The 25,474-nt window shown below is 38.2% G+C and carries 25 protein-coding genes; 1 reads left to right on the top strand and 24 read right to left on the bottom strand.

Annotation, left to right across the window (positions count from 1 at the left end; genetic code table 11):
- Positions 1 to 507: 507 nt before the first annotated feature.
- From dtd to DW005_RS10575, 8 genes are all read right to left on the bottom strand, one after another.
- The gene (gene dtd / locus DW005_RS10615; RefSeq protein WP_022376425.1) at positions 508 to 957 is read right to left on the bottom strand and encodes a D-aminoacyl-tRNA deacylase; all 450 of its coding nucleotides are present in this window, start codon (positions 955 to 957) and stop codon (positions 508 to 510) included.
- Between the two features lie 13 nt (positions 958 to 970).
- Positions 971 to 3,604, bottom strand: a complete 2,634-nt coding sequence (locus DW005_RS10610) for an AAA family ATPase (RefSeq protein WP_117479313.1) — start codon at positions 3,602 to 3,604, stop codon at positions 971 to 973.
- Positions 3,601 to 4,707 (bottom strand): metallophosphoesterase, encoded by a 1,107-nt coding sequence (locus DW005_RS10605; protein ID WP_117479311.1) that lies wholly within the window; start codon positions 4,705 to 4,707, stop codon positions 3,601 to 3,603. The genes DW005_RS10610 and DW005_RS10605 overlap by 4 nt, the downstream gene beginning before the upstream one ends.
- 17 nt (positions 4,708 to 4,724) lie before the next feature.
- Positions 4,725 to 5,615 carry a class I SAM-dependent methyltransferase gene (locus tag DW005_RS10600; protein ID WP_117479309.1) on the bottom strand — a complete coding sequence of 297 codons (891 nt, stop codon included), beginning with the start codon at positions 5,613 to 5,615 and terminating at the stop codon, positions 4,725 to 4,727.
- Positions 5,616 to 5,634: 19 nt separating this feature from the next.
- Positions 5,635 to 5,838, bottom strand: a complete 204-nt coding sequence (locus DW005_RS10595) for a hypothetical protein (RefSeq protein ID WP_117479307.1) — start codon at positions 5,836 to 5,838, stop codon at positions 5,635 to 5,637.
- A gap of 583 nt (positions 5,839 to 6,421) precedes the next feature.
- The gene (purB, locus tag DW005_RS10585; protein ID WP_117479303.1) at positions 6,422 to 7,876 is read right to left on the bottom strand and encodes an adenylosuccinate lyase; all 1,455 of its coding nucleotides are present in this window, start codon (positions 7,874 to 7,876) and stop codon (positions 6,422 to 6,424) included.
- 63 nt (positions 7,877 to 7,939) lie between these two features.
- The gene (gene purF / locus DW005_RS10580; protein WP_117479301.1) at positions 7,940 to 9,376 is read right to left on the bottom strand and encodes an amidophosphoribosyltransferase; all 1,437 of its coding nucleotides are present in this window, start codon (positions 9,374 to 9,376) and stop codon (positions 7,940 to 7,942) included.
- Positions 9,377 to 9,398: 22 nt separating this feature from the next.
- Positions 9,399 to 10,625 (bottom strand): glycoside hydrolase family 3 N-terminal domain-containing protein, encoded by a 1,227-nt coding sequence (locus DW005_RS10575; protein WP_117479299.1) that lies wholly within the window; start codon positions 10,623 to 10,625, stop codon positions 9,399 to 9,401.
- A 221-nt stretch (positions 10,626 to 10,846) separates the two neighbouring features.
- On the opposite strand from DW005_RS10575, the gene DW005_RS10570 reads away from it, so the two are divergent.
- The gene (locus tag DW005_RS10570; RefSeq protein ID WP_181975032.1) at positions 10,847 to 11,071 is read left to right on the top strand and encodes a hypothetical protein; all 225 of its coding nucleotides are present in this window, start codon (positions 10,847 to 10,849) and stop codon (positions 11,069 to 11,071) included.
- A 45-nt stretch (positions 11,072 to 11,116) separates the two neighbouring features.
- Here DW005_RS10570 and DW005_RS13870 read toward each other — a convergent pair whose 3' ends face one another.
- The 16 genes from DW005_RS13870 to DW005_RS10495 all read right to left on the bottom strand — a co-directional run.
- The gene (locus DW005_RS13870; protein WP_181975031.1) at positions 11,117 to 11,287 is read right to left on the bottom strand and encodes a hypothetical protein; all 171 of its coding nucleotides are present in this window, start codon (positions 11,285 to 11,287) and stop codon (positions 11,117 to 11,119) included.
- 84 nt (positions 11,288 to 11,371) lie between these two features.
- On the bottom strand, positions 11,372 to 11,596 hold the full coding sequence (locus DW005_RS10565; RefSeq protein WP_181975030.1) for a Lar family restriction alleviation protein: 225 nt from the start codon (positions 11,594 to 11,596) through the stop codon (positions 11,372 to 11,374).
- Between the two features lie 90 nt (positions 11,597 to 11,686).
- Entirely contained in the window at positions 11,687 to 12,484 is a 798-nt protein-coding gene (locus tag DW005_RS10560; RefSeq protein ID WP_117479295.1) for a class I SAM-dependent methyltransferase, read from the bottom strand.
- Between the two features lie 283 nt (positions 12,485 to 12,767).
- Positions 12,768 to 12,917: a TetR/AcrR family transcriptional regulator gene (locus DW005_RS10555; RefSeq protein WP_242989428.1), complete on the bottom strand. Its 150-nt coding sequence runs from the start codon at positions 12,915 to 12,917 to the stop codon at positions 12,768 to 12,770.
- A gap of 362 nt (positions 12,918 to 13,279) precedes the next feature.
- Entirely contained in the window at positions 13,280 to 13,783 is a 504-nt protein-coding gene (locus DW005_RS10545) for a hypothetical protein (protein ID WP_117479289.1), read from the bottom strand.
- Positions 13,784 to 13,799: 16 nt separating this feature from the next.
- A complete protein-coding gene (locus DW005_RS13865) occupies positions 13,800 to 13,961 on the bottom strand; it encodes a hypothetical protein (RefSeq protein ID WP_181975029.1) in 162 nt (53 codons plus the stop codon).
- A 37-nt stretch (positions 13,962 to 13,998) separates the two neighbouring features.
- Positions 13,999 to 15,138 carry a hypothetical protein gene (locus tag DW005_RS10540; protein WP_117479287.1) on the bottom strand — a complete coding sequence of 380 codons (1,140 nt, stop codon included), beginning with the start codon at positions 15,136 to 15,138 and terminating at the stop codon, positions 13,999 to 14,001.
- A 7-nt stretch (positions 15,139 to 15,145) separates the two neighbouring features.
- Positions 15,146 to 15,472 (bottom strand): hypothetical protein, encoded by a 327-nt coding sequence (locus DW005_RS10535; protein ID WP_117479286.1) that lies wholly within the window; start codon positions 15,470 to 15,472, stop codon positions 15,146 to 15,148.
- 59 nt (positions 15,473 to 15,531) lie between these two features.
- Complete coding sequence (locus DW005_RS10530; RefSeq protein WP_117479284.1) at positions 15,532 to 17,304, bottom strand: DUF5050 domain-containing protein; 1,773 nt, start codon at positions 17,302 to 17,304, stop codon at positions 15,532 to 15,534.
- A gap of 102 nt (positions 17,305 to 17,406) precedes the next feature.
- A complete protein-coding gene (locus DW005_RS10525; protein WP_117479282.1) occupies positions 17,407 to 17,952 on the bottom strand; it encodes a hypothetical protein in 546 nt (181 codons plus the stop codon).
- Between the two features lie 78 nt (positions 17,953 to 18,030).
- The gene (locus DW005_RS10520) at positions 18,031 to 18,867 is read right to left on the bottom strand and encodes a hypothetical protein (RefSeq protein WP_117479280.1); all 837 of its coding nucleotides are present in this window, start codon (positions 18,865 to 18,867) and stop codon (positions 18,031 to 18,033) included.
- Between the two features lie 194 nt (positions 18,868 to 19,061).
- Positions 19,062 to 19,247, bottom strand: a complete 186-nt coding sequence (locus tag DW005_RS10515) for a hypothetical protein (protein WP_117479278.1) — start codon at positions 19,245 to 19,247, stop codon at positions 19,062 to 19,064.
- A 91-nt stretch (positions 19,248 to 19,338) separates the two neighbouring features.
- Positions 19,339 to 21,405 carry a hypothetical protein gene (locus DW005_RS10510; RefSeq protein ID WP_117479277.1) on the bottom strand — a complete coding sequence of 689 codons (2,067 nt, stop codon included), beginning with the start codon at positions 21,403 to 21,405 and terminating at the stop codon, positions 19,339 to 19,341.
- Entirely contained in the window at positions 21,398 to 22,477 is a 1,080-nt protein-coding gene (locus DW005_RS10505) for a hypothetical protein (RefSeq protein ID WP_147324438.1), read from the bottom strand. The genes DW005_RS10510 and DW005_RS10505 overlap by 8 nt, the downstream gene beginning before the upstream one ends.
- A 304-nt stretch (positions 22,478 to 22,781) precedes the next feature.
- Positions 22,782 to 23,987: a hypothetical protein gene (locus tag DW005_RS10500; protein ID WP_117479275.1), complete on the bottom strand. Its 1,206-nt coding sequence runs from the start codon at positions 23,985 to 23,987 to the stop codon at positions 22,782 to 22,784.
- 17 nt (positions 23,988 to 24,004) lie between these two features.
- The coding region (locus DW005_RS10495) for an RHS repeat-associated core domain-containing protein (RefSeq protein ID WP_147324437.1) at positions 24,005 to 25,474 on the bottom strand (1,470 nt) is incomplete at its 5' end.

The raw sequence follows: 25,474 nt of genomic DNA, 5'->3' as shown, positions 1-25,474 counted from the left end.
TTGAAAAATTTTTTCCTGCAAGAATTTACATTCAACATCTATTTTCGTCCCAAAATAGGGAATATTTGTAATGTATATTATGCAAAAAATAACATTTTTTATACAAAAGTGTCCGTTCACTCCCAATTTTGTGCCGTTCACGACTTTTACGATTCACGGTGCTCATAATGTGCTATGATAATAAACGGAGTTGAAATTTTCAGAAGGGAGGATGATATTCACTACATAATTTCAGGAAAAGCGAATAAGCAGGGACCTTGACTTCTCAGAAGCAATTTGGGTAGATGCGTTCTGTGATATATCCGTTATATATTACAGTATCGGTGGCGAGAGAAAGTGTTTAAAGGAACTTGTGTATATAGAGAGCTACACCAGAAAAAGCGAACAGGGGTACATAAAAGTTCTGAATATAATGGAAAAAGAAGTTTATTCGTATCGAGACGGGATAACGCTTTGCGTTATAGTCTCTCACGAATAAGCTTCTTTTTCTATGTTTTTATAAGTATCCTACATCAAATCCCTGCTGTCAAGCACGACTGTAAACGGCCCATCATTCACAAGGGCAACTTTCATATCGGCACCAAACTCCCCCTGCTCGACCACCGGGATTTCTTTGCGGCAGGCTTCCAATATATACTCATACATCGGCTCTGCCATCTCCGGTCTGCCGGCGTCTGTAAAAGATGGACGATTTCCCTTTTTGCAGTTGGCATATAAGGTGAACTGGGAAATCATAAGCAGTTCGCCGGACACATCTTTTAGGGCAAGATTTGTTTTCCCATTTTCGTCTTCAAATATACGCATATTCAAAAGTTTGTGTAAAAGTTTATCTGCAATTTCTTTTGTATCATCCTCTCCAATGCCGATTAACACAACAAAACCTTTTCCTATTTCTCCACGTACTTTTCCGTCGATTGTGACAGAAGCACTGCTGACTCTTTGTATTACAAAACGCATGGTTTCCTCCTTTTTATGCCTTTCTGTTTTCCCGGCATGTGAAATACATAACCTGATATTCTTTTCCGACTTCCTTCAAAAAGGTAAGCGCATGACGCATTTTTTCGTCGTCCAGATTCACAAAGGAATCGTCAAAAACAAGAAATGGTTTGTCCTTTTCATACATGGCATCTACCATTGCCATACGCGCACAGATTCCGGCGAGGTCTTTGCGTCCCTCACTCAAAAAACGAATTTCCCGCGGCATGCCCATTTCCTCCACAGTCAAATTTACGCCAGCATCAAATCGGTAGTCTTTAGCATCGCCACCACCTACCATTTGGTAATATTTCGTGAATCCTTTCTGCACCGGTTCAATATAACGCGCGGTCAGCGTGTCTTTTGCCTGCTGTAACTTGTCCATTGTTTTTAGCAAAAGTTCGTACTTCTTATTGCCGCTTAAAAAATGCTCTTTTCGCTCCTCTAACTCAAGACGGATTTCTGCAAGTTCATCAAGTTTTTCCTCTAACTGCTCTAATTGTTTCTCGTATGCAGCCATATTTTTTCGATTGTTTTCCTGCTCGGTCATCCACCGTTTTTCACGCTCATGGCTTTCACTCAGCCCTTCGTTTTCCCCGGCCTCCTCTGTCTCGCGAATACGCTCCATATCGTGGTCATTTTCAAACTGTGACAACTTTTTTCCTGCCGTCTGCCATGACTGCTCTGCCACCTGAACCCGGTTAATCGCCCCGGCAATCTTTTGCAGTTCCTCGTCAAACGGCTCTTCAAAAATCAGACCATACTCTTTTCCGCCAAGTACAAATTCTTCTTTTGCCTGCTCGTATTTCTTTTCTGCCCCCAAAAAACTTTCCAGTTTTTCACAGAGACGACGGTACTGTTTCAGTTCGCTGCGAAGCTTTGACAAGCCAAATGCAAACCGCTCTTCTGAAATTCCCATTTCTACATAACCATCCATGAACTCACGAAGCGATTTTTGAAGAGTCTGATAACGAACCTCATCTTCTTCGCCTACCGCCTCGCTCTTTGCCTGATGCGTCTCATAGGCTATCGTATCCATCTGCATCTGCTGAATCACATCGCGGAAATCGCCGGAAATTCCTTCCGGGAAATAGGCAGAAAGCACGAAAGAAATCTTTTCATTTCCCTGCTCTATCTCTCTTTTTGCCCGTTCCATCTCCTGTTCAAGTTCCAAAAGCGGCTGCTCACTTAAATCTTCTTCCTGTTTTTTCCCTTTTTGCTGTACAAAAAGGACCACAGCAACAAGCGCCAGAACAACAAATGCTGCCACGCCGGCAATCACCTGTACGAAGCTAAGCCCCACACCAAGAACCAACGCAAGACAGCCAAGAACAAGTAGAAGCGGTGACGCTTTTTCCGGCTTTTTCTGTGCCGCCACCTGCTTTAATGCACGGGCTGTTGTCTGCGCATTTGCAAGCTGATCTTCTCTATGTCGAACATCTTCACAGATTCGATTTAATTTCAGCAATTCTTCCTTCCCCGGCATCCCATTCGGATAGCGTTTTTTCAGAGTTTCCCACTCATTTTGTTCTGCCGGTGTAAACTCTCCTTTGCGAATGGTCTGTTTCAGCGATTCATATTCGGTAAGAGCCTCCTCCATCGACTGCAGTGCTGCATCCTCCGGAATCTCCTGTCCAAACCGCTGTTTGACAGAAGACACAAGTGCATTTTCCTCGCCAGTCAGCTGATTTCTCACCATCTGCTCACGGAACTGTTCGCACTCCCGTCTTTGCTTCTGCCATTTTTCCATCTGCTCCATCGAAGGAATTTTATCCTCGTAAGGAAATGCATTTTTACTGTCTTCCCACTGTTTTCCCGCCTGTTCTTTAGCAGACACAAGTGTCTCATACTCTTTTCTATTTACCGCATAGTCCATTGCCTTACTAAGTTTTTCCTGCTTCTTTTGCTCCGCAGCAATCACCTCGGAAAGCTCTTTTTCTTTTTCTTCACACTGCTTGTAATAAGTTTCCGCCTCTAAAATCCCCTGCCGGATGCTTTCTTCTTCACGAAGTTTCTGCTCTCTTTCTTCGATTTCACGTTTTTCTCTGTTCAGCGAACCGGTTTTTCTTTTTGGCGTCATTTTATTCGTGGTATCTTTCAATTTGTCATACACACTTTGAAAATTGTGGATATCATCCGTCTGCTCAATCAGATTGCCAAGTTTCGCATGAATCCCGTCGGTCGGTGCAGACTCGCAGTCCTTCTGTGAAAAAAATACTGTGCGGCCAAAGGATGCCGCATCAATACCAAATAATTCAACACCGATATTCTCGGAAAAGTCCTCGCACGGAAGGTTTGTCGAAAGGTCATAGAGTTCAAAAATATCATCTTTGTCTTTTTTCCCAAACACGCGGTTAAGCTGATAACTTTTTCCCTCTGTTTCGAATTTAACGCTTCCGCCATACACGCCTTTCGCACTCTGCCACGGGAAATAACGCTTTCTTTCATTTACCAGTTTGTCCTGTTTATTACCATTTAAAAAGCCAAAGAACATAATTCGGACAAAATTCGCAAGCGTACTTTTTCCCCATCCGTTTTCCTCGCAGAATGTATTGACACCCTCTGAAAAGTCAAAGGAGACATCGCTTAATTTACCGAAATTTTCTATTTTACACTGTAATAATTTCACTCGATTTCCTCCCCTTCCAAAGCTCGTATGCCATACTGAATCATCTGCGCCTTTTCCTCGTCAGAAAGTTTCTCATCCGCCTGTACCAGACGAACAAACTCGCCGCGAAGTGACGCATCGTTTTGATAATCTTCATAGTCAATTCGGATTTTTGTTTTGTCCGTCACTTTCACGGTATAATAATCATCCTGAATCCATTGATTCAAATAATCCAAATCTTTTTCGCTGGCAAGCGCCATCTCGCCAACCAATACAAATTTCACAAAATCCTCATGCGGCAGATGCTCCCTTTGTGCGGTCTCGTTGATGGCATCCATAATCTCTGCCGTGCTCATACAGTCACTGACATCGACTTCCACATAATGTCCGTTTCTAAGGGCAAATGGGATAAATTCACTCGCCACGGTTTTCTCTTCCAAATCCACATCTAAAAGAACAAAGCCATGCTCCCCATATTCATCAAAGCCACGGCATTCTAAACACCCCGGATAGCAATACTCACCTCGGCTATCCAGTGTTTCCTTTTTATAACCATGCACATGTCCAAGTGCCAGATAATCAATGCCCTTGCCGCGCAAATCACGCAGCGGCACGACTTCCGCCTTGTCCTGTGCAGCGTATTCCGCTTCCTGTCCGTGAAGCATCACAATATTTACATCCTCACGGTTTAAAGTCAGCGAATTGGCTATCAGCGCATGATTTTCCTCACACAACTCAACGCCGCTAATCACAAGACGGCATCCCTCATCCGCCTGCACATAAGCGGTCCACTCTTCGCCAAACAATTTTAAATTTTCAGGACATTCTTTGCCATTTGGCAAAAAAAGACGCACATCATGATTTCCTTTCAGATAATAAAATGTCATCTCAGGGCGTGTCGAAATCGCATGATAAACTGCATTGCGTGCCGTTGCCGAAATATTTTTCCGGTCAAACAAATCACCCGCAATCAAAACCGCCGACACATTTTCCCTGTCGGCATACTCCATCATCCGGTTAAAAGAAGCGAGTAATTCTGCTTTTCGCTCCTTTGCTTTTTCCTTTGTCAAATGCGTCGTCATGCTTGAATCCAAATGCAAATCCGCACAATGAATCAGTTTCATCGCTTCACCCCTTCCTCTTACTCTCTCTCTTTACGGCTCCATCTTCCGCTTGCGCCACACGGCAAAACAAGTCCCTGCTTACCGCGCACCGGCAATCCGATTTCATCTGCTTCAACCGTTCCGCCAAAACGGCTTTTTAATTCCAAATTTAACATATAAGAAAGCACCGCCGGCTGTAATCCTGTTGTATAAGAATTAATCAGGAAAAATAATGGCTTGTCTGCAAGTACCTTCGTGCAAAGCTGTACCAGTGGGAAAATTTTTTCTTCTATTTTCCAAATCTCGCCTTTGGGACCTCTTCCATAGGAAGGCGGGTCCATAATAATCGCATCATAATGATTGCCGCGGCGGATCTCACGCTCCACAAATTTCACGCAGTCATCCACCAGATAGCGAATCGGCGCATTGGCAAGCCCGGACGCTGCCGCATTTTCTTTCGCCCATGTAACCATCCCTTTAGATGCGTCCACATGCGTCACAGCTGCCCCCGCATCGGCGCATGCCACTGTCGCGCCACCCGTGTATGCAAATAAATTCAGCACCTTAATTTCTTTTCCCGGATTTTTCTTCTTTGCCTCGCGAATCAAATTTCCGCTCCACTCCCAGTTTACCGCCTGCTCAGGGAAAAGTCCGGTATGTTTAAAATGAAATGGTTTCAAATGAAATTTGAGATTTCCATAGGAAATCTCCCACTGCTCCGGCAAATCAAAAAATTCCCACTGTCCGCCGCCTTTATTGCTTCTGTGGTAATGTCCGTTTTTCTGTTTCCACTCTCTCACTTTGTGCGGTGTGTTCCAAATCACCTGCGGGTCCGGGCGCACAAGAATATAGTCGCCCCACCGCTCTAATTTTTCTCCCGCCGAAGTATCTAAGACTTCATAATCGTTCCATCCATCTGCAATCCACATAATTTACAATCCTCTTCTTCTATTTTTTCTCGCTTGAAAATACACTCTTGATTTCTTTGCCAACTTTTTTTGCCTCTTTTGTGACAACCTCTGCGGCATGGTCAATTTTCTTGTCTAGTTCTTTTTCTTTGGCGTACTTGCCGGCTTTGTCTGCCGCATTGTTCACGGCGTCAACTGCCTTGCCAAAACCATCCATCATTTTTTCTTTATTTAATAATGGCATAACGCCACCTCCTTGTCATTTGGTATGATTATATCATAAGATGAGGGAAGAAACTAGTGGGTGTTTGTGTCAGTTTGTGTCAAGTGTTCGGTGGGACTTTTTTTGTTTTCCGTAATACCGTAGAAAAGCTTTGCGTCTCGTGGGCGCTTGCGCTCGTTGAGTGCGTAGCGGTATGGGCACTGAAACTACCAGTGCTTCATACCGACGTACTCAAACCCACGAGTCACAAAGTTTTTCTACGGAATTACTGGAATCCAAAGGAATTAACAGCGAACATTTAGCACAAACTTATTCATTCAATCTCAACTTTGTTAAAATTCCAATCGAATTTTTCCAGACAAAACAACTCTTTTCCCAGATTTTCTACTTTATGGTTGCTTTGCTTGCAAGTGGTTTTCTATTTTGTACAACTCTTTTTTAATTTTGAACGGATTAGCGTTGCCTAAGACTTTTGATGCTTATATATAATGGATTTCTCCATTGCTCCACAACTGCTGCAAACCCACAAACAAAGAAAAATGGTGCTGGGACAACAGAACAGTCCTAGCACCAACTTTGTCTACATAATACTTACTTTCCTTAATTAGCAGTTAATCTCTGCTTTAATTCCAAGCAAGTCTTTGTTTTCATCGAGAATTGGTGTGACCACGTCTTCAACAAACTCTTTTACCTGACTTGGTGCACGACCAACGTATTTGCTTGGGTCCATGGTCTTCTGCAATTCTTCCAAAGTCATTGGGAAGGCATCGTCTGCGGCAATCAACTCTAAGAGGTTGTTGTCTAAGCCGCGCTCTTTTACATTTCTGCCTGCTTCCATGGAAAGCTCACGAATCTTCTCATGCAGTTCCTGACGGTTGCCGCCGGCTTTTACGGCATCCATCATGATATTTTCAGTTGCCATAAATGGAAGTTCGGACATGAGACGTTTTGTAATTACTTTATCGTAAACAACAAGTCCATCGGCTACATTTAAGAACAAATCCAAAATACCGTCGATTGTGAGGAAGCCTTCTGCTACGCTCAGACGCTTATTTGCGGAATCATCGAGCGTTCTCTCAAACCACTGGGTTGCCGATGTAATGGCTGGGTTTAAGGCATCAATCATTACATAGCGGGACAGGGATGCAATTCTTTCGCTTCGCATTGGGTTTCTCTTGTATGCCATTGCAGAGGAACCAATCTGGCTCTTTTCAAATGGCTCTTCCACTTCTTTCAAATGCTGAAGAAGACGGATATCGTTTGAAAATTTATGTGCGCTGGCTGCGATGCCGGCAAGCACATTTACCACGCGGGTATCTAATTTACGGGAATATGTCTGTCCGGAAACAGGGAAGCATGCGTCAAATCCCATTTTCTTTGCAATCAGTTTGTCCGCTTCTTTACATTTGCTCTCATCACCGTCAAACAGCTCAAGGAAACTTGCCTGTGTACCGGTAGTTCCTTTCGAACCAAGAAGTTTCATATGAGACAGCACGTGATTCAAATCTTCCAAATCCATCACAAGTTCCTGAATCCAAAGCGTTGCACGCTTACCAACTGTTGTCGGCTGTGCCGGCTGGAAATGAGTAAATGCAAGCGTCGGAAGGTCTTTGTATTTCATTGCAAAATCAGATAATACGGAAATGACATTCACCAGTTTTTTCTTTACTAATTTAAGTGCTTCGGTCATGATAATGACGTCTGTATTATCACCAACATAGCAGGAAGTTGCTCCGAGATGAATGATTCCTGCTGCCTTTGGACACTGTTTGCCATATGCATATACATGGCTCATTACGTCGTGGCGCACCTCTTTTTCGCGAGCTTTTGCAACATCATAATTAATATCTGTCACATGTGCTTTTAACTCCTCAATCTGCTCGTCTGTAATACGTGGATTTCCATCTGCATCCTTTAAGCCAAGTTCTTTCTCGGTTTCTGCTAATGCAATCCATAATTTTCTCCAAGTCTGAAATTTCATATCCGGCGAGAAAATAAACTGCATTTCTTTGCTGGCGTATCTCTCCGACAACGGGCTTACATATCTGTCTGTACTCATATTCTTTCTTTCCTTTCTCTATCCTTTTATAAAATAGTGCCAGGGCTTTTCCTTAACACCTATTTACGGTTCAAAACTTCCACGAATATCTTCGGTTGGCGGCTCTACCGGGTAATTTCCGGAGAAGCACGCATCACAGTAACCGGTGTCTCCCTCAATCAATTCCGGCAGTCTCTCGCCATCTAAGTAACCAAGCGAATCCGCTCCAATCAACTCACAAATCTGGGATACCGTGTGGTCATGTGCAATCAGCTGGTCGCAGCTTGGCACGTCGGTTCCAAAATAGCATGGAAACAAAAATGGCGGCGAACTGATTCTTACATGCACCTCAGTCGCTCCGGCATCTTTGAGCATTTTTACAATGTGGCCGCTCGTCGTACCGCGCACAATCGAATCATCGACCATCACAACACGCTTGCCACTAACCACTTCTTTCAAGGCATTCAATTTAATGTTTACACTGGACTCACGGGCAGACTGTTTGGGTTTAATAAACGTTCTTCCAACATAACTGTTCTTGATAAAACCAACGCCATACGGAATATTTGACTCCAGGGCAAATCCCATCGCAGCCGCATTTCCGGAATCCGGCACTCCAATGACAATATCCGCTTCTGCCGGATGCATCTGGGCAAGAATTTTTCCTGCCATAATACGCGAATTATAAACACTCACGCCATCCACATAGCTGTCCGGTCTTGCAAAATAAATATATTCAAAAATACATCTTGCCGGTTTTACCGTGCAGAGACTTTCATCCGATGTAATACCGTTTTTGTCTAACATGACAATTTCCCCCGGTTTTACATCCCGGACAAATGTTGCACCAACCGCATCGAGTGCACAGGTTTCGCTGGCAAGCAGATAACTGTTATCCCGTTTTCCAATCACCAGAGGACGAAAACCAAATGGGTCGCGGGCACCAATCAATTTTCTCGGACTGGAAATCACAAGTGAATACGCACCTTTTAATTTCTTCATCGCATTTTTCACAGCTTCTTCTACCGTACCCGTTTTCAAACGCTCTCTCGCAATGTGGTACGCAATAACTTCCGAATCAATGGTCGTCTGGAAAATAGCTCCTGTGTATTCCAGTTCTTTGCGGAGTTCCGGCGCATTTACCAGATTTCCGTTATGTGCTAACATAAGAATACCTTTGACATAATTTAATACTAACGGCTGTACATTCTGTCCATTGCTCGCACCTGCCGTCGAGTAGCGGACATGTCCAACCCCGATATTTCCTTTGAGTTTTTCAAGTTTTTCAGAATCAAAGACTTCATTGACAAGTCCCATGCCTTTTGAAGACAATACTTTTCCTTTCGGTCCTTTTGTATCGCTGACCGCAATACCACAGCTTTCCTGACCTCTGTGCTGCAAAGCGAAAAGTCCATAGTAAATTGTGGAGGCAACATCACCGCCATCCAAATCATAGACACCGAAAACACCACACTCTTCATGCAGTCCATCGTAATAAGTTTCATCAACCTGTGAGTTCATTTCAAGTCCTTCCTTTTGCTGTTTATTCTAACACAAGTATGCCCCTTTGAATCTTATTCTGTAAGATCCGCCGGACGGATGTGTTAATCACTTTTTCATCAATCCTGCCTTCCTCTACGGCAGTAATTAAAGCCTCATAGCACTCCTTGAAATTCCCCGGCAGGACGATTAAATCGCATCCTGCTTTTACCGCTTCCACTACGGCAAATTCATTTGTATAATTGTTCTCTATCACATTATCATTGAGTGGGCTTGTCATAACAATTCCATCAAATCCGAGTTCTTCCCGTAAAAGTTTCGTCACAATATCCTGCGACATAAATGCTGGTACTTTTTTTACCGTCAGCTTACTGTATGCGGCATTGCTCACCATCACGCAGTCAGCGCCCGCCTGAATCCCGCTCGCATATGGCACAAAATTCGTATCACGTATCGTCATCAGACTGTCTGTATTTTCGGCAATTGACTCCGTCACATCCGCAGAAACATTACCAATCCCCGGGAAAGTCCGAAGCGTCACAGAAATTCCGCCCTCGCGCATACCACTTACAAAATCATCTAACAAATCTGCCACAGCATCCGCATCACTTCCCATACAGCGCATTGCATACGATGGATTTTGGTCACTAGCCAAATCCGCCACCGGTGCCAGATTCAGATTTATACCGATTTTCGTCAATTCTCCGGCAATCGTTTTCCCCGATTCATAAATCTGGTTTGCCGTCATATTTTGTCCCATTTCTTTTGGGGTAACATAACCGGTATCTTTTAAATCCTCAACTTTGGCAGAAATGGAATTTTCTCCACCGCCGTCTTCCTCTACGGCAACGTAAAGCGCACTTCCTGATACAACGCTCGCCTGTAAATTCTGCACGAGTTTTTTCGTCTGCTTCTGCGACTTAATATTTTCCTTCGTAAGATAGACGCCACCCAGGTGATAATCAATAATTGCCTGTTTCATGCTGTCCGTCGCCTTATAAGCGGTTCCGTCCACCGATGGTGATGCATCTAACTGCAGTAAATCCACCAAAAACATCTGTCCTACTTTTTGTTCAATTGTCATTGTTTTTACAATCTTCTCTGCCTCCGAAAAAGCCTCATCCTCTGAAATCAACGGCGTAACGCTCGCTGTTGCAGACGGTGTACTCGTACTTTCGCCGGCTTTCTTCTCAACCTCTTTGTCCGTACCGCACGAGCACAGAAGCAAAACAAGGCTCAGCATAATCCCCATCCACTGATATCGTTTCATCGTCGTGAATCCCTCTTTTTCATTTTATCTTTTTTTCTCTCACTATCTAACGCAAAAAAGCCATATTATCACTAATCATAATGCTGTCAATATTATAGTATATTCTCTGTCTATATGCAAATAAAATATTTCCACCTTTTTTTTCATTTTTTTGTGTAAATCACCCAAGCCACCCTGCATAGGATAACAGTGTAAATGAAATTTAGGAGGCAAACCTATGAGTGATTTGTCAGCAACAAACTGTGGCGGAGGATGCTCCTGCAACGAGAACAATTCTTCCTGCTGCTGGATTATTATCCTTTTACTTCTTTGCTGCGGCGGCTGTGGTAACGGCTTTGGCGGCGGCATGGGCGGTGATTGCAGCTGCATCATTTGGATTCTCATTATCCTCTGCTGCTGTGGAGGCAATAACGGATTCGGTGGATTCGGCTGCGGCTGCTAATTGAAAATTGCTTAATGCAAAAAAATGGGGCGGATAACCGCCTCATTTTTTATTTACGATTCGTCTGAAATGAATGATTCCGTCCAATAGAACCGTTCTCCTCTTTCCATGCCTGCGGGAAATATTTTCTTTTTTCCTCCGGCGTCAAAGATTCATAACACGCTAAATCCACCTCATAAATGGTTGTGTCGTCCACAATTACTTTTGTCCTTTCCTTCATCGGTATCTGCCCGCCTTATGTTTCTTATTTTATTGTATGAAAGCTTTTTAGAAACGGTTCATAAGGACATTCACGGGCAGCCTCTCATTCGCCAGGACTGCTTGATATTACCTTTCCGGTATTCCAAAGCATAACTGCACGTTTGGCGGCATCCAAGCGCTCTTCATCCGAACGGAAATCAATATTTACCGTATGACATCCACAATCCAGACATGATACATAATAACTACATCCACATTCCTCTTCTAATAACGCACCGCCATCACATAATGGACAATCGCTAATTTCTAACATTTCATCGATGTTCATAATTTTCCTCTTTTCATTTATTCTTTGCTCTATCATAAGGCAGATGGCAATGCTAAGTCAATAGGCTATGTACTTTTACCTCATTAACTTTTATTCTTTTTCAAGAACAATAATTTTATTTGAAAAATTTTTGACTGCAGGAATTTTACCAATAATACGATATATCGGCATCATTTTTTTCATACCTTCAACCAAGCTCACTTCTCCCTTATATGTAAATGCCGGAACAAGCTGCTGCAGCAATTTTCCATTTTTAATGCCCCATGTAAATTTTGCATTGCTGCCTTCAATTGATTTTTCCTTTATATGACGCACGACAAACGGAGACATTGTTTCAACCATAACGGTAACCTCCGGAAAGTTTTTTTCAATAATGGAAAACATTTGCAGCACATCTTCTTCGCTTAAATACATGGAAAGTCCTTCAATCACAACCAATACATTTTCACCATCACTTACAATTTCATCCATATAGGATGCATCCATTGCCGACTTGGCAATCTGATAAATTGGTCCGCTTTCTGTAAGAAACTTTTCTCTTATCTCCATTGTTTCCGGCAAATCGATATTATACCAGCGCAGATACTTTCCCTCCATCCGGTAACATCTTGTATCCATGCCACTGGCAATATTTATCACAACTGTTTTTGGATGTTCACCCAGATACCGCCCTACCATCTCATCCAGCACAATTGTTCTCGCGATTACACCATAATTCATCGCCTTATCTTTATTGGCATTTGAAAAGTCGTAATCCAGCTTTGACACAATCTCTGCCGCCATATCATCCCGAATCATCGGATTGTCTTTCTCTGATTCCTTTGCCCTCGCATATAAAGTCTGAATCATTGTTTCCGGCACACCGGTCACACTTACTTTCTCTTTCATCGTATCATCCTTTCGTAACGTTTGTTATGAATTGTTATGTTGTAAAAAAAGCTCCACAGTTAGTCTCTGTGAAGCTTTCTTAAACTCTCTATTAATCTTTCTGTTCCGCCTCCTGCGTAAACACCAATCTGTTTCACTAAATACAGGCTGTATTCCATGTCATAATCCTCTTTTACAATCTGCAAACAACTGTCTAATCGCTACCCTGCCAATATTTTTATCAAGCCTTTATCCGGCACTGTCTTAAGTTTGCTCCGGTAATATGTAAGAAATGACTGCTCCATCATTTTTTCAACACGCTCTCGGAATCCTTCGTAACACCCGCCCTGCGGCAGATTGTCCTAAGACTTGCTTTTGCATATCCATTGGCGTAAAACTCTTCTAATGCTGCCTGTTTGATTTTTTCAATGGTTTCTTCTTTGTTTTTCATCATAACACTTGTTATGTTAGTCTAATTTGGGGAGTTTGTCAACTGCTGTAACAAAATTCTGTATGTCATTACTATAAGACTAAACATAACACACAATGCAATTCTCAAAAGATTAATTTCTACCACGCCATAAACTTCAAAAAAACATAGTCCCCCATGATTTGCATAAAAAAGTTCTTTTCCTACGAATAAAACATAGTCTGCAATACACATTCCAACTACCGCTTTTACTGACAATTTACTTGCAATAAACAGTACCAACACCACAAACAACGGTAACGGCTACAATATCACATACCAAAATTCTCTTATATTTAATATGGTATTAAGGATAAAAAATAAGCCACTTGAATTTTCATTCCAGTCTAATGCACACACAATATTTTATAGTAACTATCATTTGTTTTGAAGTCATACATTCCGCGCCGCTTAATAACTTCTCTTATAATTACAATAACTATAATTGCCAAAAGAGCACCTATAAAAGATATCTTAAAAACTTCTAATTCCTGCTCCGGCAACTCATGAGGCGTCGTAAAATTTTTTATAATTATCAAAATTTTCGCTATTGTCAACATTGAAAAAATCTCTCTAATGACACTTTTGCTTTTAAAATGTATATATATCAAAAGAAACATCCCAATAAGTCCTCCTACAAAAAAAGAGACCTCATTATAAAATAATTGTTCCCCCAAAAAGGACCCTATCATAAAACAATCAAACGCAACAACAAGAAAAATGCATATATCATAGTATATTTGTGTTTTCTCTGTTACATAAAGAAGTATAATTCCAATAGCAAATGATGCTATCTCATATATTAATAACAATTCTTTATTCATTAATAATTGAACTAAAATACTTTGCATTAATTTCTCCTCTCCTTCACACCAATACAGACTGTTTGCTTTTTGTTTCCACGAGTTTGCCAGACTTATCATATTCGTTTACTACGATCTGGTAACTAGCACTGCCATCTGTATTGTTCTGCGAAAGTTCTTTTTTGATTTTACACAACAAAAGATTATAGCCATACGTTTCCGCCACATTCTCATTGTTTTCATTGACAACAATCTACCTCCTTCTACGTCCACTTTATGTAGCTGCTCCTATCTCCCTCATAAATATGCAAATAATCCCCTTGCACATCTATATTTGCAGAAAAATACTTGCTAAATGTAAATATTGTTTGTGTATCTCCTGTTTTTAAATTTTTCTTGATAATTTTATTGTCAGTTTGATAAACAAATTCATCATTTTCTGCTATTATTGCAATACTGGAACTTTGCTTTTTTAATATCTTCAACTTATTATTTTTTTTACTAATTTTATAACAGCACGCCATAACCACATCCTTTGACTCAATCGGATATGCTGGAATATACTCTCGTAACACATTACAAACACCATAAATCTTATCTCCCATTTGGTATTCGACTATTAAATAATTAGGGTTTGAAATACCACATTGCCCTATTTCCTTCACAAGTAAAGTTCGATTAATCTTCTCTTGCTTTGTTTCTGCCTGATAATTAGATTTCACATCATCCAACGTAAAATTTCCCGTTGAGGTTCCTGCATAATCTAACCATGAAGGTTCTGTTGAAAAAAAGCCCTCTTCATGATAATACATCTTGGTATTTCCAATTTTGCATCCCCAGTCATGATTCTTTATTATTTTTTTCGGCTGTTTTCCAAATTTCTCTTCCTCTATATAACAATTTGCATAAAATCCTTTATAATAAGATTCAAAATAATAACGGTAATCATCCTTTAAATCCCAATTTCCAAAAAATAAATAGTTGTCTTTCCATGCGATTGTTGCAACATTAGACACCCTACATTCTTTTAATTTATTTGACTTGTAATCATATTGAACAATTTTTCCAGTTCCTTTTTGGTCATCCCATCGATATAGTAAAAAAAAGGTCTTCTCCCCTAACACCACTTGATCTGGGCTATTACCTAATAAATCAAGCTCTGTAACTTTTGTTCCGGCATGATCTTCAATTAGAATATGTTCCATTTTTGCATCAATTTTACCAGTATATTTTTCGTTTGACATTATTGGCATTTGTTCATAACCAAAATAGCATCCTTTCATCCTCTCTCTTGGAATAAAAATCAATATCCAATATGCCAATCCTATAAATAACATAATTCCAAATAAAATACAGCAAATAATTATTAATTTCCCCTTTTTTCTCATTTTATCTCCCTTCATAAATGTTTCATCCTACTTTCTTCATATCACCTTGGAAATCCATGCAATATAAAGCATTTTCACCCGGATAATCATGGTCCTGTACTACATCCCCCTCATCTTCCTGCCAATATGCTCCCACTATATCTTCATCGTACTCCACTAGATATATCTTTTCATCTGTGGCATACACTGACATCCATTTTTTCTTTGATAATTTAACATCCTTTCTTGTCTTTTTATCAACTCGATGAAGCCGATACTTCTTGTCCAAATAAAAAATATTTTTTCTATTAGTAGAAAATGCAAATTGACCTCCCCAATATTCTCCAGCATTTCTCAATAATGGCCGCATTTTCCCACCTTTGCGGGGAATTGCGAACTCCTGACAATAAATATATGTTTCATCCATTGTCACAAAAACACAATCGTAGTTAGTTGGATGAAAGGGGGGCACTCCATAACATTTATATGTCTTTTTTCTTTTATAACATAATATTTCACTTTCTTTTTTGTATTTAAATCATAAGCATATAAATATACTTTTTTCCCTTTCTGCCTTCCATACAAAATCTGTCCATCAACAAAAGTCAGGTACGGCTTAGCCTCGTTCATATTCGATGTAGATAAAATCTTCTCTGTCCTTTTCTTATTATTAATACTAAATCTTTGTAATGATTTGCCGGATTTATATGGTTGATAATCCAACTTTTTGTCTATCACTTCATCTCTTGAATCATGATATATGTATTGCTGATAAAGTGCTGAATAATCATATAAATGATCATCCCAAAAATAATTGTCCTGTGAATCCGCATTTTCTGTTTTTTCATAATCATCTATAATTGACTGAACTTTTTTGTTTTTCAAATCGACACGAACAAGCGCTTGTCTCGTTGTCTCCACCTCTGCTTCTCCTTCTTCTATTGTTATAAAAGCATAAAAATCATTTTGATATTTAGCAAAACTGGATATGTAGCCATATTCCAGCGTAAATTCTCCCACAAAAACATCTTCATCTCTAAAAATTTCATAGTCCCTTTTGCTATTTGATTTCAAATAATAGTAATGCCCATTATCAATCTGCCCGAACACACTCGTGGGATCAGCCTCTCTAAAATATACTCCCGTATCTTTTTCATTTAATTTAGCAAGTTTCAACGTGCATTTTTTTCCCGTTTCATCTGTAACCTTAACAGGCTGTATACTCTCACGGCTTAAAATTTGTTGACATATTTTTTCCTCTCTACCGCTTTTTTCTATATAATAATATAACAATACATTGTCGGTTTTGTAAAAACGTAACACTTTTTTATCAACATATTTTTCGGATTTATCTTCTCGAAGTTCTTCTTTCCATATACTATCATTTCCATTGCAATAATATAGCTGTCCTTCAAAAATGTACATATACCTTGGACAACTATTACTGATTACAGATAAGTACTTTCCGTCATAATCCACATAACAAACTTTTTGTTTCTCTTTGTCGGCAAAATAAATTCCTTTTTTGTCCGCTATAAAAAAATCCATTTCCGCTTTCACAACATTTGTATTAGATGAACCATCAATGTTTACCTTTTCTATCATTTTATCATTCATGCTGTAATAATAAATCCAGTCCTGTACTAAAATAAGATTGCAAATTCTATCTTCACGATTGGAATAAATGTATGTTTTTTCACTTCCATCACATCGAATTTTGGCTATATGTTGTATTCCCTCTCTTTCCTCTAAAAAATATAGGTAATCTCCATAATAAGCCAAATTGTCAATTATTCCCTTATAAATAACCTGTTTTTTACTACCATCCAATCTCATTTTAATAATTTGATGATTTTTAACATCTCTGCAAAATAACCATCCCTTTCCTATATTTATATTGTCACATCTATTATCATGCAGTTTTTGTTCTGTTTCTCCTTTTAAATTTTTACGATATAAACTCCAATTATCGTTTGCATTTGAATAATAGATTTTTCCACTTTCTTCTGCCAGTTCTCCACCAAAAACAATATTGTTTAAAATACTCCCATTAGTTTCTATGCTTTCATTATATTTGCTATCACTTTTCTTTTCAGATACACAGTGATTACATACTATTATCAAACCTATTGCCAGAATAACTCCCAATAAAGTACCAATATAAATCCTTATTCTTTTTTTGCTGTAACGCAGTTCCTCCATTTTATCCCTCCACACTTAATTTTGAAAATGGCTCACTGTAATTTATGCCACCCAAATTGTAATCTTTCATAAACTCAGGTACAGCATTTACTTGTGCACCAACTATTCTATAATTACTTTATCGTAATCTCTTTTCAAAAAACTATACTTGTTACCGGACTTCTCTATTATTTGTAAACAAATATCTCGGTAAAGTTCTCCTTCATCACGTAAAGTTTCTGCTGTTTCACCCAAGGATTTTACTCTTTCACTCGGTGATTTATTCAACGAATTTGTTTCTGCTTTACTTATTTGCAAAACAGCTTGTGCCTCTTTTATGTATTTTTTCACCTGATAATCAAATTTTTCTATGCTTTTTTTATCATCCTCATATTTACACCGTTCATTCAACCAGTGTATCACATTTTCATATTCCGTTTTCCATAATTTCCCGTATAATCTTTGCTTGCCCCTGATTTCAGCGTATGTCATATCTTGTTTCATCACCTTATCAAAATAGCTGTCAATCGGATTAGCATTATCTACAGAAACTACTTTGTCCTGCGATAATTGCACATATGTTTTTTCTTTATTTAATACAAATATACTCAAAACAACATTAACAAGTAAACTGATGCCCAAAAACAGGCAAAACAATATTTTTTTCATTCGGATACCCCCTCATATAAATCAACACTTTCTCAAATACAACGATTCGCCTTTTCGGAATGTTGCAGTAAAATCACCTCAATCATACCATACATCACTTGGAAGTTTCACTCCTTTTCTTTTCAACCTAATACATTCCACCCCATCTCTATATCCACTCTGGTAAAAAATCAACCCAGTTCCTTCTTCCCAAATAAAAGTCTCCCAATATCCTGAATGCTGTGGATATTGATAGTAGCCACCATAACGCAGTCTCTTTTTAGGCGAATCTTGAATCTTTTTTAAGTACTGATGCCAGTCTATCTTATCGTGTTTTAATGTATCTTTATATGTCTTTTTCTGCCAAACAATTGTACTATACTTTGGAATCTCACTGGTCTTTATGATTCTATTTAACGTTTTCTTCGACAGCGTCCAAACATTTCCTTGTGCCTCATAATCGTTATTTTCCCATATACGCATTATCCTATTTTTTTGCACATAAAAATAACCAAGGCTAAGCCTTTTTGTTGGAATCTTAAGCTCTGATGCCTGTTCAATCTTCAAGTGATACAGAATACCTTTTTTTAGTTTTGCAATCTTTATAAAATTCATTTTTGTTTTATACTTCAAAGCCGGAATATCTCCCCATTCATCATAAAAACCTGCACTCACATCAAATTTAACTTTACCACTTCCTTGCATATTCCAATACGAATTGATGCCTGTTGATAAAGTCTCCGTTTTCTCCTGAGACTTTTTTGTTTCTTGTGATTTTGTGTCCATCGTTGGTTTTGCTTCGACCTTTTTTTCATTCTTTTCAACACTATAATTACCAAACAATGGAGAAATCCTGCTACGAACATAGACTATCACCGCAAGTAAAATTACAATTCCTACCGTAACTAGAATATTTTTAGTTTTTATTTTTTTCATAATACACACCCTCCTCATTAATTCATATCATTTGATATATAACGCTTTAGCAATATAAAAACTATATTTATTATATTAACAAGCACAGATTTTGTCAATTTATGTTTTCCTCAAATACAACAATTTAGCCCTCAATATGTTGCATCGTATTGGATATATTTATTTTCCACAGCTACAATTCATCTCATTTCTGTTTATTCTACCGGGTTATTTTCTTCCAGTTTCTCAACTTTTCCATCCATGCAGCGAATTCGATACAGTGCATCACTCCATTCATCGGATACTTTCTTATCGCTATCTTCAAGAAATTCCCATTCTTTTGAATAGCCCCTAACATAAAGCCATTTTCTTTTCTTCTGTTTTATTTTCCTCTTTTTCATTTACATCCTCCGTATTAATCAATAACGCTTCGGTAATCAAAAAATTCCACCACGAGAATCGTCATAATTAAATTACTTCAGCCGAATCAGCTTAACGTAATGTACAAATGCCCTTTCCATCCATCGTCATTTGATAAATTGGACAATCACTGTCATATATGCTCTCTGCCTCATCATCTTCATCACATTTCAAATATGCCATATTAGCCTTGTATTTTCGTACACATATATTCCCTTTTATACAGGCCACTCCAACACATTTTTTTGCAATTACCGTTTCACTTTGATTACTCATATCATATCTGCACAGATTAAACTTTTTATCTATGTAAAGCAAATATTTACTGCTAAAATCATATAAAGTTCTTGTTTGAATATATGCACTTTTTAACATACGTTTTTTTACACGAAGCACTGAACTATACTGTACTTTAGTTTTATAAGAGATACCAAGTCTCTTTTTCGTGCCTTTCGATACGTTATTAAAATCAACCAGTTTTCCATCTGTCAACCGAATTCCATAAAGGAAATTTCGTCTTACAAAACAAAATTTTCCACCACTAAGAAAACATTTATTAAAAAATGATGATTGTTCGTCCAAAGTGACCAAAAATCCAATTCTCGTTTTCCATTCAAAGCAAACTTCCGGTCTTTGGCTTTCTTCAGAAATCCTGTATATAGTTGCAGAATATATGTTAAATAAGTCCTCCCAATCATCGTCGCGCTGTTTCACAAAATAAAATGCATTCTTATATCTTACAAAGGCAATTAGTCTTTCTTGATTTCCCAATGTAAACGTCAAAATCTTTTTCCTATTTTTATACACAAAATACTTATTTTTCGTTTTGTCCATACGGAGGTAATAGTAGTTCCCATTTACTACCTGTGAATACTGCGAAGCATCACAAACACTTTGGAAATAATTATTCGCATTCACATCCGGACAGTCCGCCATATTTTCATTGATTTTTCCCACCTGCACTGCTTTTCCCCCACGCTCTGACATCTGAACAACTCTACATTTGTCCGGCACATCCCAATTTTGTATTTCACCATAATCAGTCTCATAATCAGGTTCCAGTTCTTCGTCATATTTCTTAATAAACAAACAATCTTTTGATGTCTGTACATCGGACGCCTTTTTCTTATATACGATTGTATCCGCTAAACTCGCCTTGTTTATTTTATGCACCTTATGGTCTTTATCCAAATAATATATATTTTTATTTGTGTATGAAAACAATACATCTTCGCCATCTTTGACAGAGTTGTTAAAGATTTGTTTTTTTGTTCCGTCCTCTCTATTTACCATGCAATTTGACACGTACAAATTTTCATTATCAAATTTAATACTGACAGAACAATTTTTAACTGCATTTTTGCTAACATATGAATAAAATTTCTTTTCCATATTATTCTGCATATCAAAATAGTACAAATTTATCTTATTTTCATCGTGGATACCATAAAATATCTTATTATCATATACCGTATAATCCGAATCCCCTTGCGGTAGATGTGGCGCATTTATAACGGCTTTGTTTTTCTTTCCTGTCATGTTCCAAATATGTATTTTCTCTTGGTAATAAAGAATAACTTTATCCTTATAAACACACACATCATAAACATCCGGTATCTGGGAGTCCGACCTGCTTTCACTAGCATTAAAGATTTCTACAAATGCATTGTTCTTAAAATCTATTTTTCCAATACTCCATTTATAAACGGCCTCCTCAAATTTGGTGTCTTTATCCGTATATTCACTGGCACATATTCGCAGTGCATAAAACTCTTTTTTGTATCTTACAAGTCCTGCTATATAACCATCAGACAAAGAAAAACCGCCAATTGTATTTCCATTGCAAAGAACTATATAATTTCTATCACCATCGGACTGCATCGTATAACATTTTCCTTCGCTAACCTGCCAATACTTTGCCGTTCTATCTGCACAAATCATCTTTAAACCCTCTGATTGTGCATTGATATCCGGAATTTGTGTTGGATACTCAAACAACTGCATTTCTGCACATTCATTTTTCTTTGTTTCCTTTTCTTCTATTTTATTTTTCTCTTTTCTATTAAAGCAGATAAAAGCTACTACAAAAACAATTGCAAGTACCACTCCTGCCAAACCAATTTTTTTAATCTTACTCATCCCACTTTCTCAACTCTTTCATACTCTTAATTGCATAAATTTCATTATCCATTCCATCTCTATCACATAACCGGACAGCTCCTGTTTTGCTATCATATTTTAGCAACCCATTTTCGTCCTGCCAAAACCACTTGCCTTGAACACAACCTAACAATATCATAAATACATTTTTCTCATTCCACGACAAATATAAATGTTTTGCATTATCCAATTCCGGCTCATAAAGCACTAAATTTTTATTTACTTGATAGGATAACAATACCTCTCTATTGTAACCGCCCTTCACTTTTGTTTTTACCGAAAAATAAATCTTTTCTTTACTATAATACAATTCCTCTATGCTAAATTTTTTTATATCATCCATAGAAACACACAGGCAATTAACAAGCACCGGTAAAACTTCTTTTTTGGTTATTATCGCACTCTTTTCACCCGTTTTAATACTATATTTCTCTATTATTTGAGGGCGATTTTCTTTGCAATAATAAACTTCATCCTTTAATGGGTCAAATGCCACATTACTTGTCTGTTTTTCGTTAATTAAACTAACTTTGTTTTGTTTAATATCATAATAAAACAAAGCCTCTTCTCCCCATACAATTCCTTTCGACGAACTTCCAAACACTTGCCACTCCAGTATTTTTAGACTTGTTATTTCTTTTGGAACGATGCACTTTTTTGTTTTATTATTTTTCAGATCAACTAAAAAAATCTCATCTTCTTGTTGTATAATATAACTCCCCACTAAAGAATTATTATAGTTTACACATGATGCAGAGCGTAAATAAACAAGATACTTATCTACGACTATTGCTTCAGTTACTCCATCCAAATGATCTACAACTTTTTGCTCTTTGCCTGCTAATACACTTCTCCCACCTCTCCCCTTCTTTAAAGGAATGCGGCATACTGCTTCAATTTCTATCCCATATTGGGTATTTTTTTTAATCTCCTTCTTAAAATACAACCATTCATCCGTTACTCGAATCAAGCACCCTTCCCCCATTGTTGCCTTTAGCTTTCTCTTATTTTCTCCGTTTATGTCATATGAAAATAAATTATTTTTCTCCACACAAAATATATCCGTAGAATTTGCATAGGGATAATCCCCCTCCCACGTTATCTTTTTCTTTACCTCTTGTTTATCCGTATTTTGCTTCACACCGCAGCTTGTACAACTAAACAATATTAACATAATCATTATTATAACTAACTTTTTATTGTACCGAATTGCCATCCCTTTTGTTCCTCCCTTTCTTTTAGCAGTCTTTTTGTTCTGTCAACTCTTTCCCTTTTATATAATACAACGATTCACCCTTCAAAAATGTTGCAATATCTTCCTCTATTAGCATCAAAGCATGTTTAACTCTCCTTGTTTATTCCTTAAAGAATCTTAGTTTTGTTCTTTCTTTTACATCAGGATCCTCGATATCATCATCGTAATACCACCCCGACCCGGTATAGCCCGGAAACATAACTTTTTTATATTTTTTTACATACACTCCATTTTCTGTACAATCCACACTCATGTACTTCTCTTTCCCATACCCTTTCACCGATCCGGTTCTTTTGTCATATCTCTTCAAATGATAGTTTTTATCTAAATAGTAAAGATATTTAGAATTTGACGAAAAAAACCTGCTGCCCGACCTATTGCCATACCAATACTCGGGACACACTACTGCATTTTTCAAAAGCCTTTTCGCTTTTCCACCATGTCTTGGAATTGCCAGCTCACTACAATATATGTAATCCTCATCCACATATATCATCAAATTTCCTTTTGCTTTTTTGTCTATTTTACTCGATGCTGCTTTCTTTTGCTCCCCTGTCTTCCAATTATAAGTATAGATAGCAACTTTCCCCTTGATTTCATTTGCATACCAAAAAGCATTTCCAACTAAATTTACATGGGGCAATGCCTTCTGCATCTCTTTTGGTATATTGAGTGCTGTCATTTTTTCTTTTTTTATATCATACATGCTAAACTGTCCACTTTTATATGGATTCAAATGATAAATATCGTCCGGATACTTCTCACGATTATCAAAAAATATTTTTTCATCTTGTATCTGCATGTAATCAAACCTATCATCACCATACACACGGTCTAATATAGTAAAATCAATATCTATTTTCTTAATACTGGATTTCTTATAATCTATCTGCGCTAAATATGTAGGGTATAATTCATCCTCATCATTTGAATATATGATAGCATACGCCTTATCGCCTTCTACCGCAAAAGTCCCCATGATTCCGCCTTTGGGAATTGAAAACTTTCCAATGGGTTCTTTATTTTTCATTACCGTATAGTTCCAATTACCATCCGTTACTAAATAATAGTAATCTCCGTCATACACCTGAGAATATTGCCAAACCGGTTTGCAGCTGCGTAGATAAACCCCTTGCATTTTATCGGTATTAACATTTTCCGTTTTCGTTTCATGTGATTTTGATTTTTCTTCCGTCGCACGAGGTGTTTCTTCGCTTCTCGGCGCTACGGATACCGACGTATTGCTGCACGAGCAAAGTAATACAATTCCTAACAGACATATCCATTCTACCATAATTCCCTTCATAAATCGATTTTCCCCCCTTACTGCATATAGCTAAATGCTTTTCTTAAAAAAACAATCGAATCATTAATTGCTTTTTCACAGCGCGGATTTTTTTCCTTAGAATCAAAAAGCATTCTCCATTGATACTTTCCAGTCCTAATATTCTTATCAAATACTGCTGAAGGATTATCTTTAAATTTTTTATGCAATTTCTCTTGATTATCCTTGTCTTCCCAATCTTTATGGAATCCATTTACAGCATCTGAATATTTTTTTCTTTCTGTTTTGGAGGTTGCTTTATATTTTGCTAAATCAACGTTTTTTACAGCTGCACAATAACTATGTGCTGAATAGTCCTGCACAGAGTGAAGATAACATCCGATAAGCAAATACGTTTTTTTACACAATCCATATTTTTTTATTTTTTTTAAAACTGTATCTCTGAACTTAAGCATTTTATTTTTACTTTTTCCATGTAATTTATCTTTTATTCTTTCACCTTTTTTCCCTTTTACATAAAGCGTAATTCCACACAATTTTTTATTTAAATATTTCTTGTATGTATGTATATATTGTTGCCCATAACTCTTTTTGTGCTTAGACTGAAGATAATCAGGCAAAATAACACCATCCATAATTATGTTTTGCATCATGCTACAATCATGAATTTGTCTAAACCGCAAACCATCATTATCATATTTTCTAATAGCCTCTCTCGTTAATTCCTGATGAACATATGAACCACTTGCTCGTCTTCCCCAATGCCCACTCGGGTCCACCATATTCACCCCATCATTCTCACAATAGGTATATAAATGCAGACTAAGCGGCTCATCACTTTCCCCGGTATAGGTATCTCTTGTGATAAATCTTCCTACTCCCGGCTCATAGTATCTTGCCCGCAGATAGACTTCCTCCGTCTCTTTATCGTAGTATTCCCCACAATAACGGTACGGGTTCTCATCCTTTTTCTCCGGTTTTACTTCGTTTCCAAAGGAATCATACTCATATGTCTTTGTGACATTTCCGGATTCATCCAAAAGCTGCACTACATTGCCGTGCATATCTGTGACATAATACGTTTTCTCCGTATTCTCCCCTTTATCGGCATACACTAAATCATTTCCACGGATGTAACGTTTCTGTACGGCTCCTCCCTTTGACAGTTCCATTACCACCTGGTCTCCGTCCCAGACATAAACCGTTTTTTCTCCGTTTACCGTCTTTCCGGTACGAAGTCCTTCGGCATCATAAGTAAAGCTTACTTTGTAGTTTTTCGTAAGCGTCTCGGTCAGCTGATTCAAAGCATTATAATGGTTTACTACATTATCGTTCAATTGATTGTCTCCCAGCGTCACATCGACATCGATGTAAGACGTATCCTTTGCTTCTGTCGGAATTTCAGAGCGGTTCACGGTAGCAAGCCGGTTCCCGTTCTTATCATTTTTGTAAATTACCACATCGTTCTTCTCCGTGTCGGTATGCAGCGTATCCGTGCGGAGCAGTTC

The sequence above is a fragment of the Clostridium sp. AF36-4 genome (genome assembly GCF_003435975.1).
Taxonomy (GTDB): domain Bacteria; phylum Bacillota; class Clostridia; order Lachnospirales; family Lachnospiraceae; genus Eubacterium_F.
The sequence above is the reverse complement of the archived record's forward strand: the minus strand, read 5'-3'. Positions and strand labels throughout refer to the sequence as shown.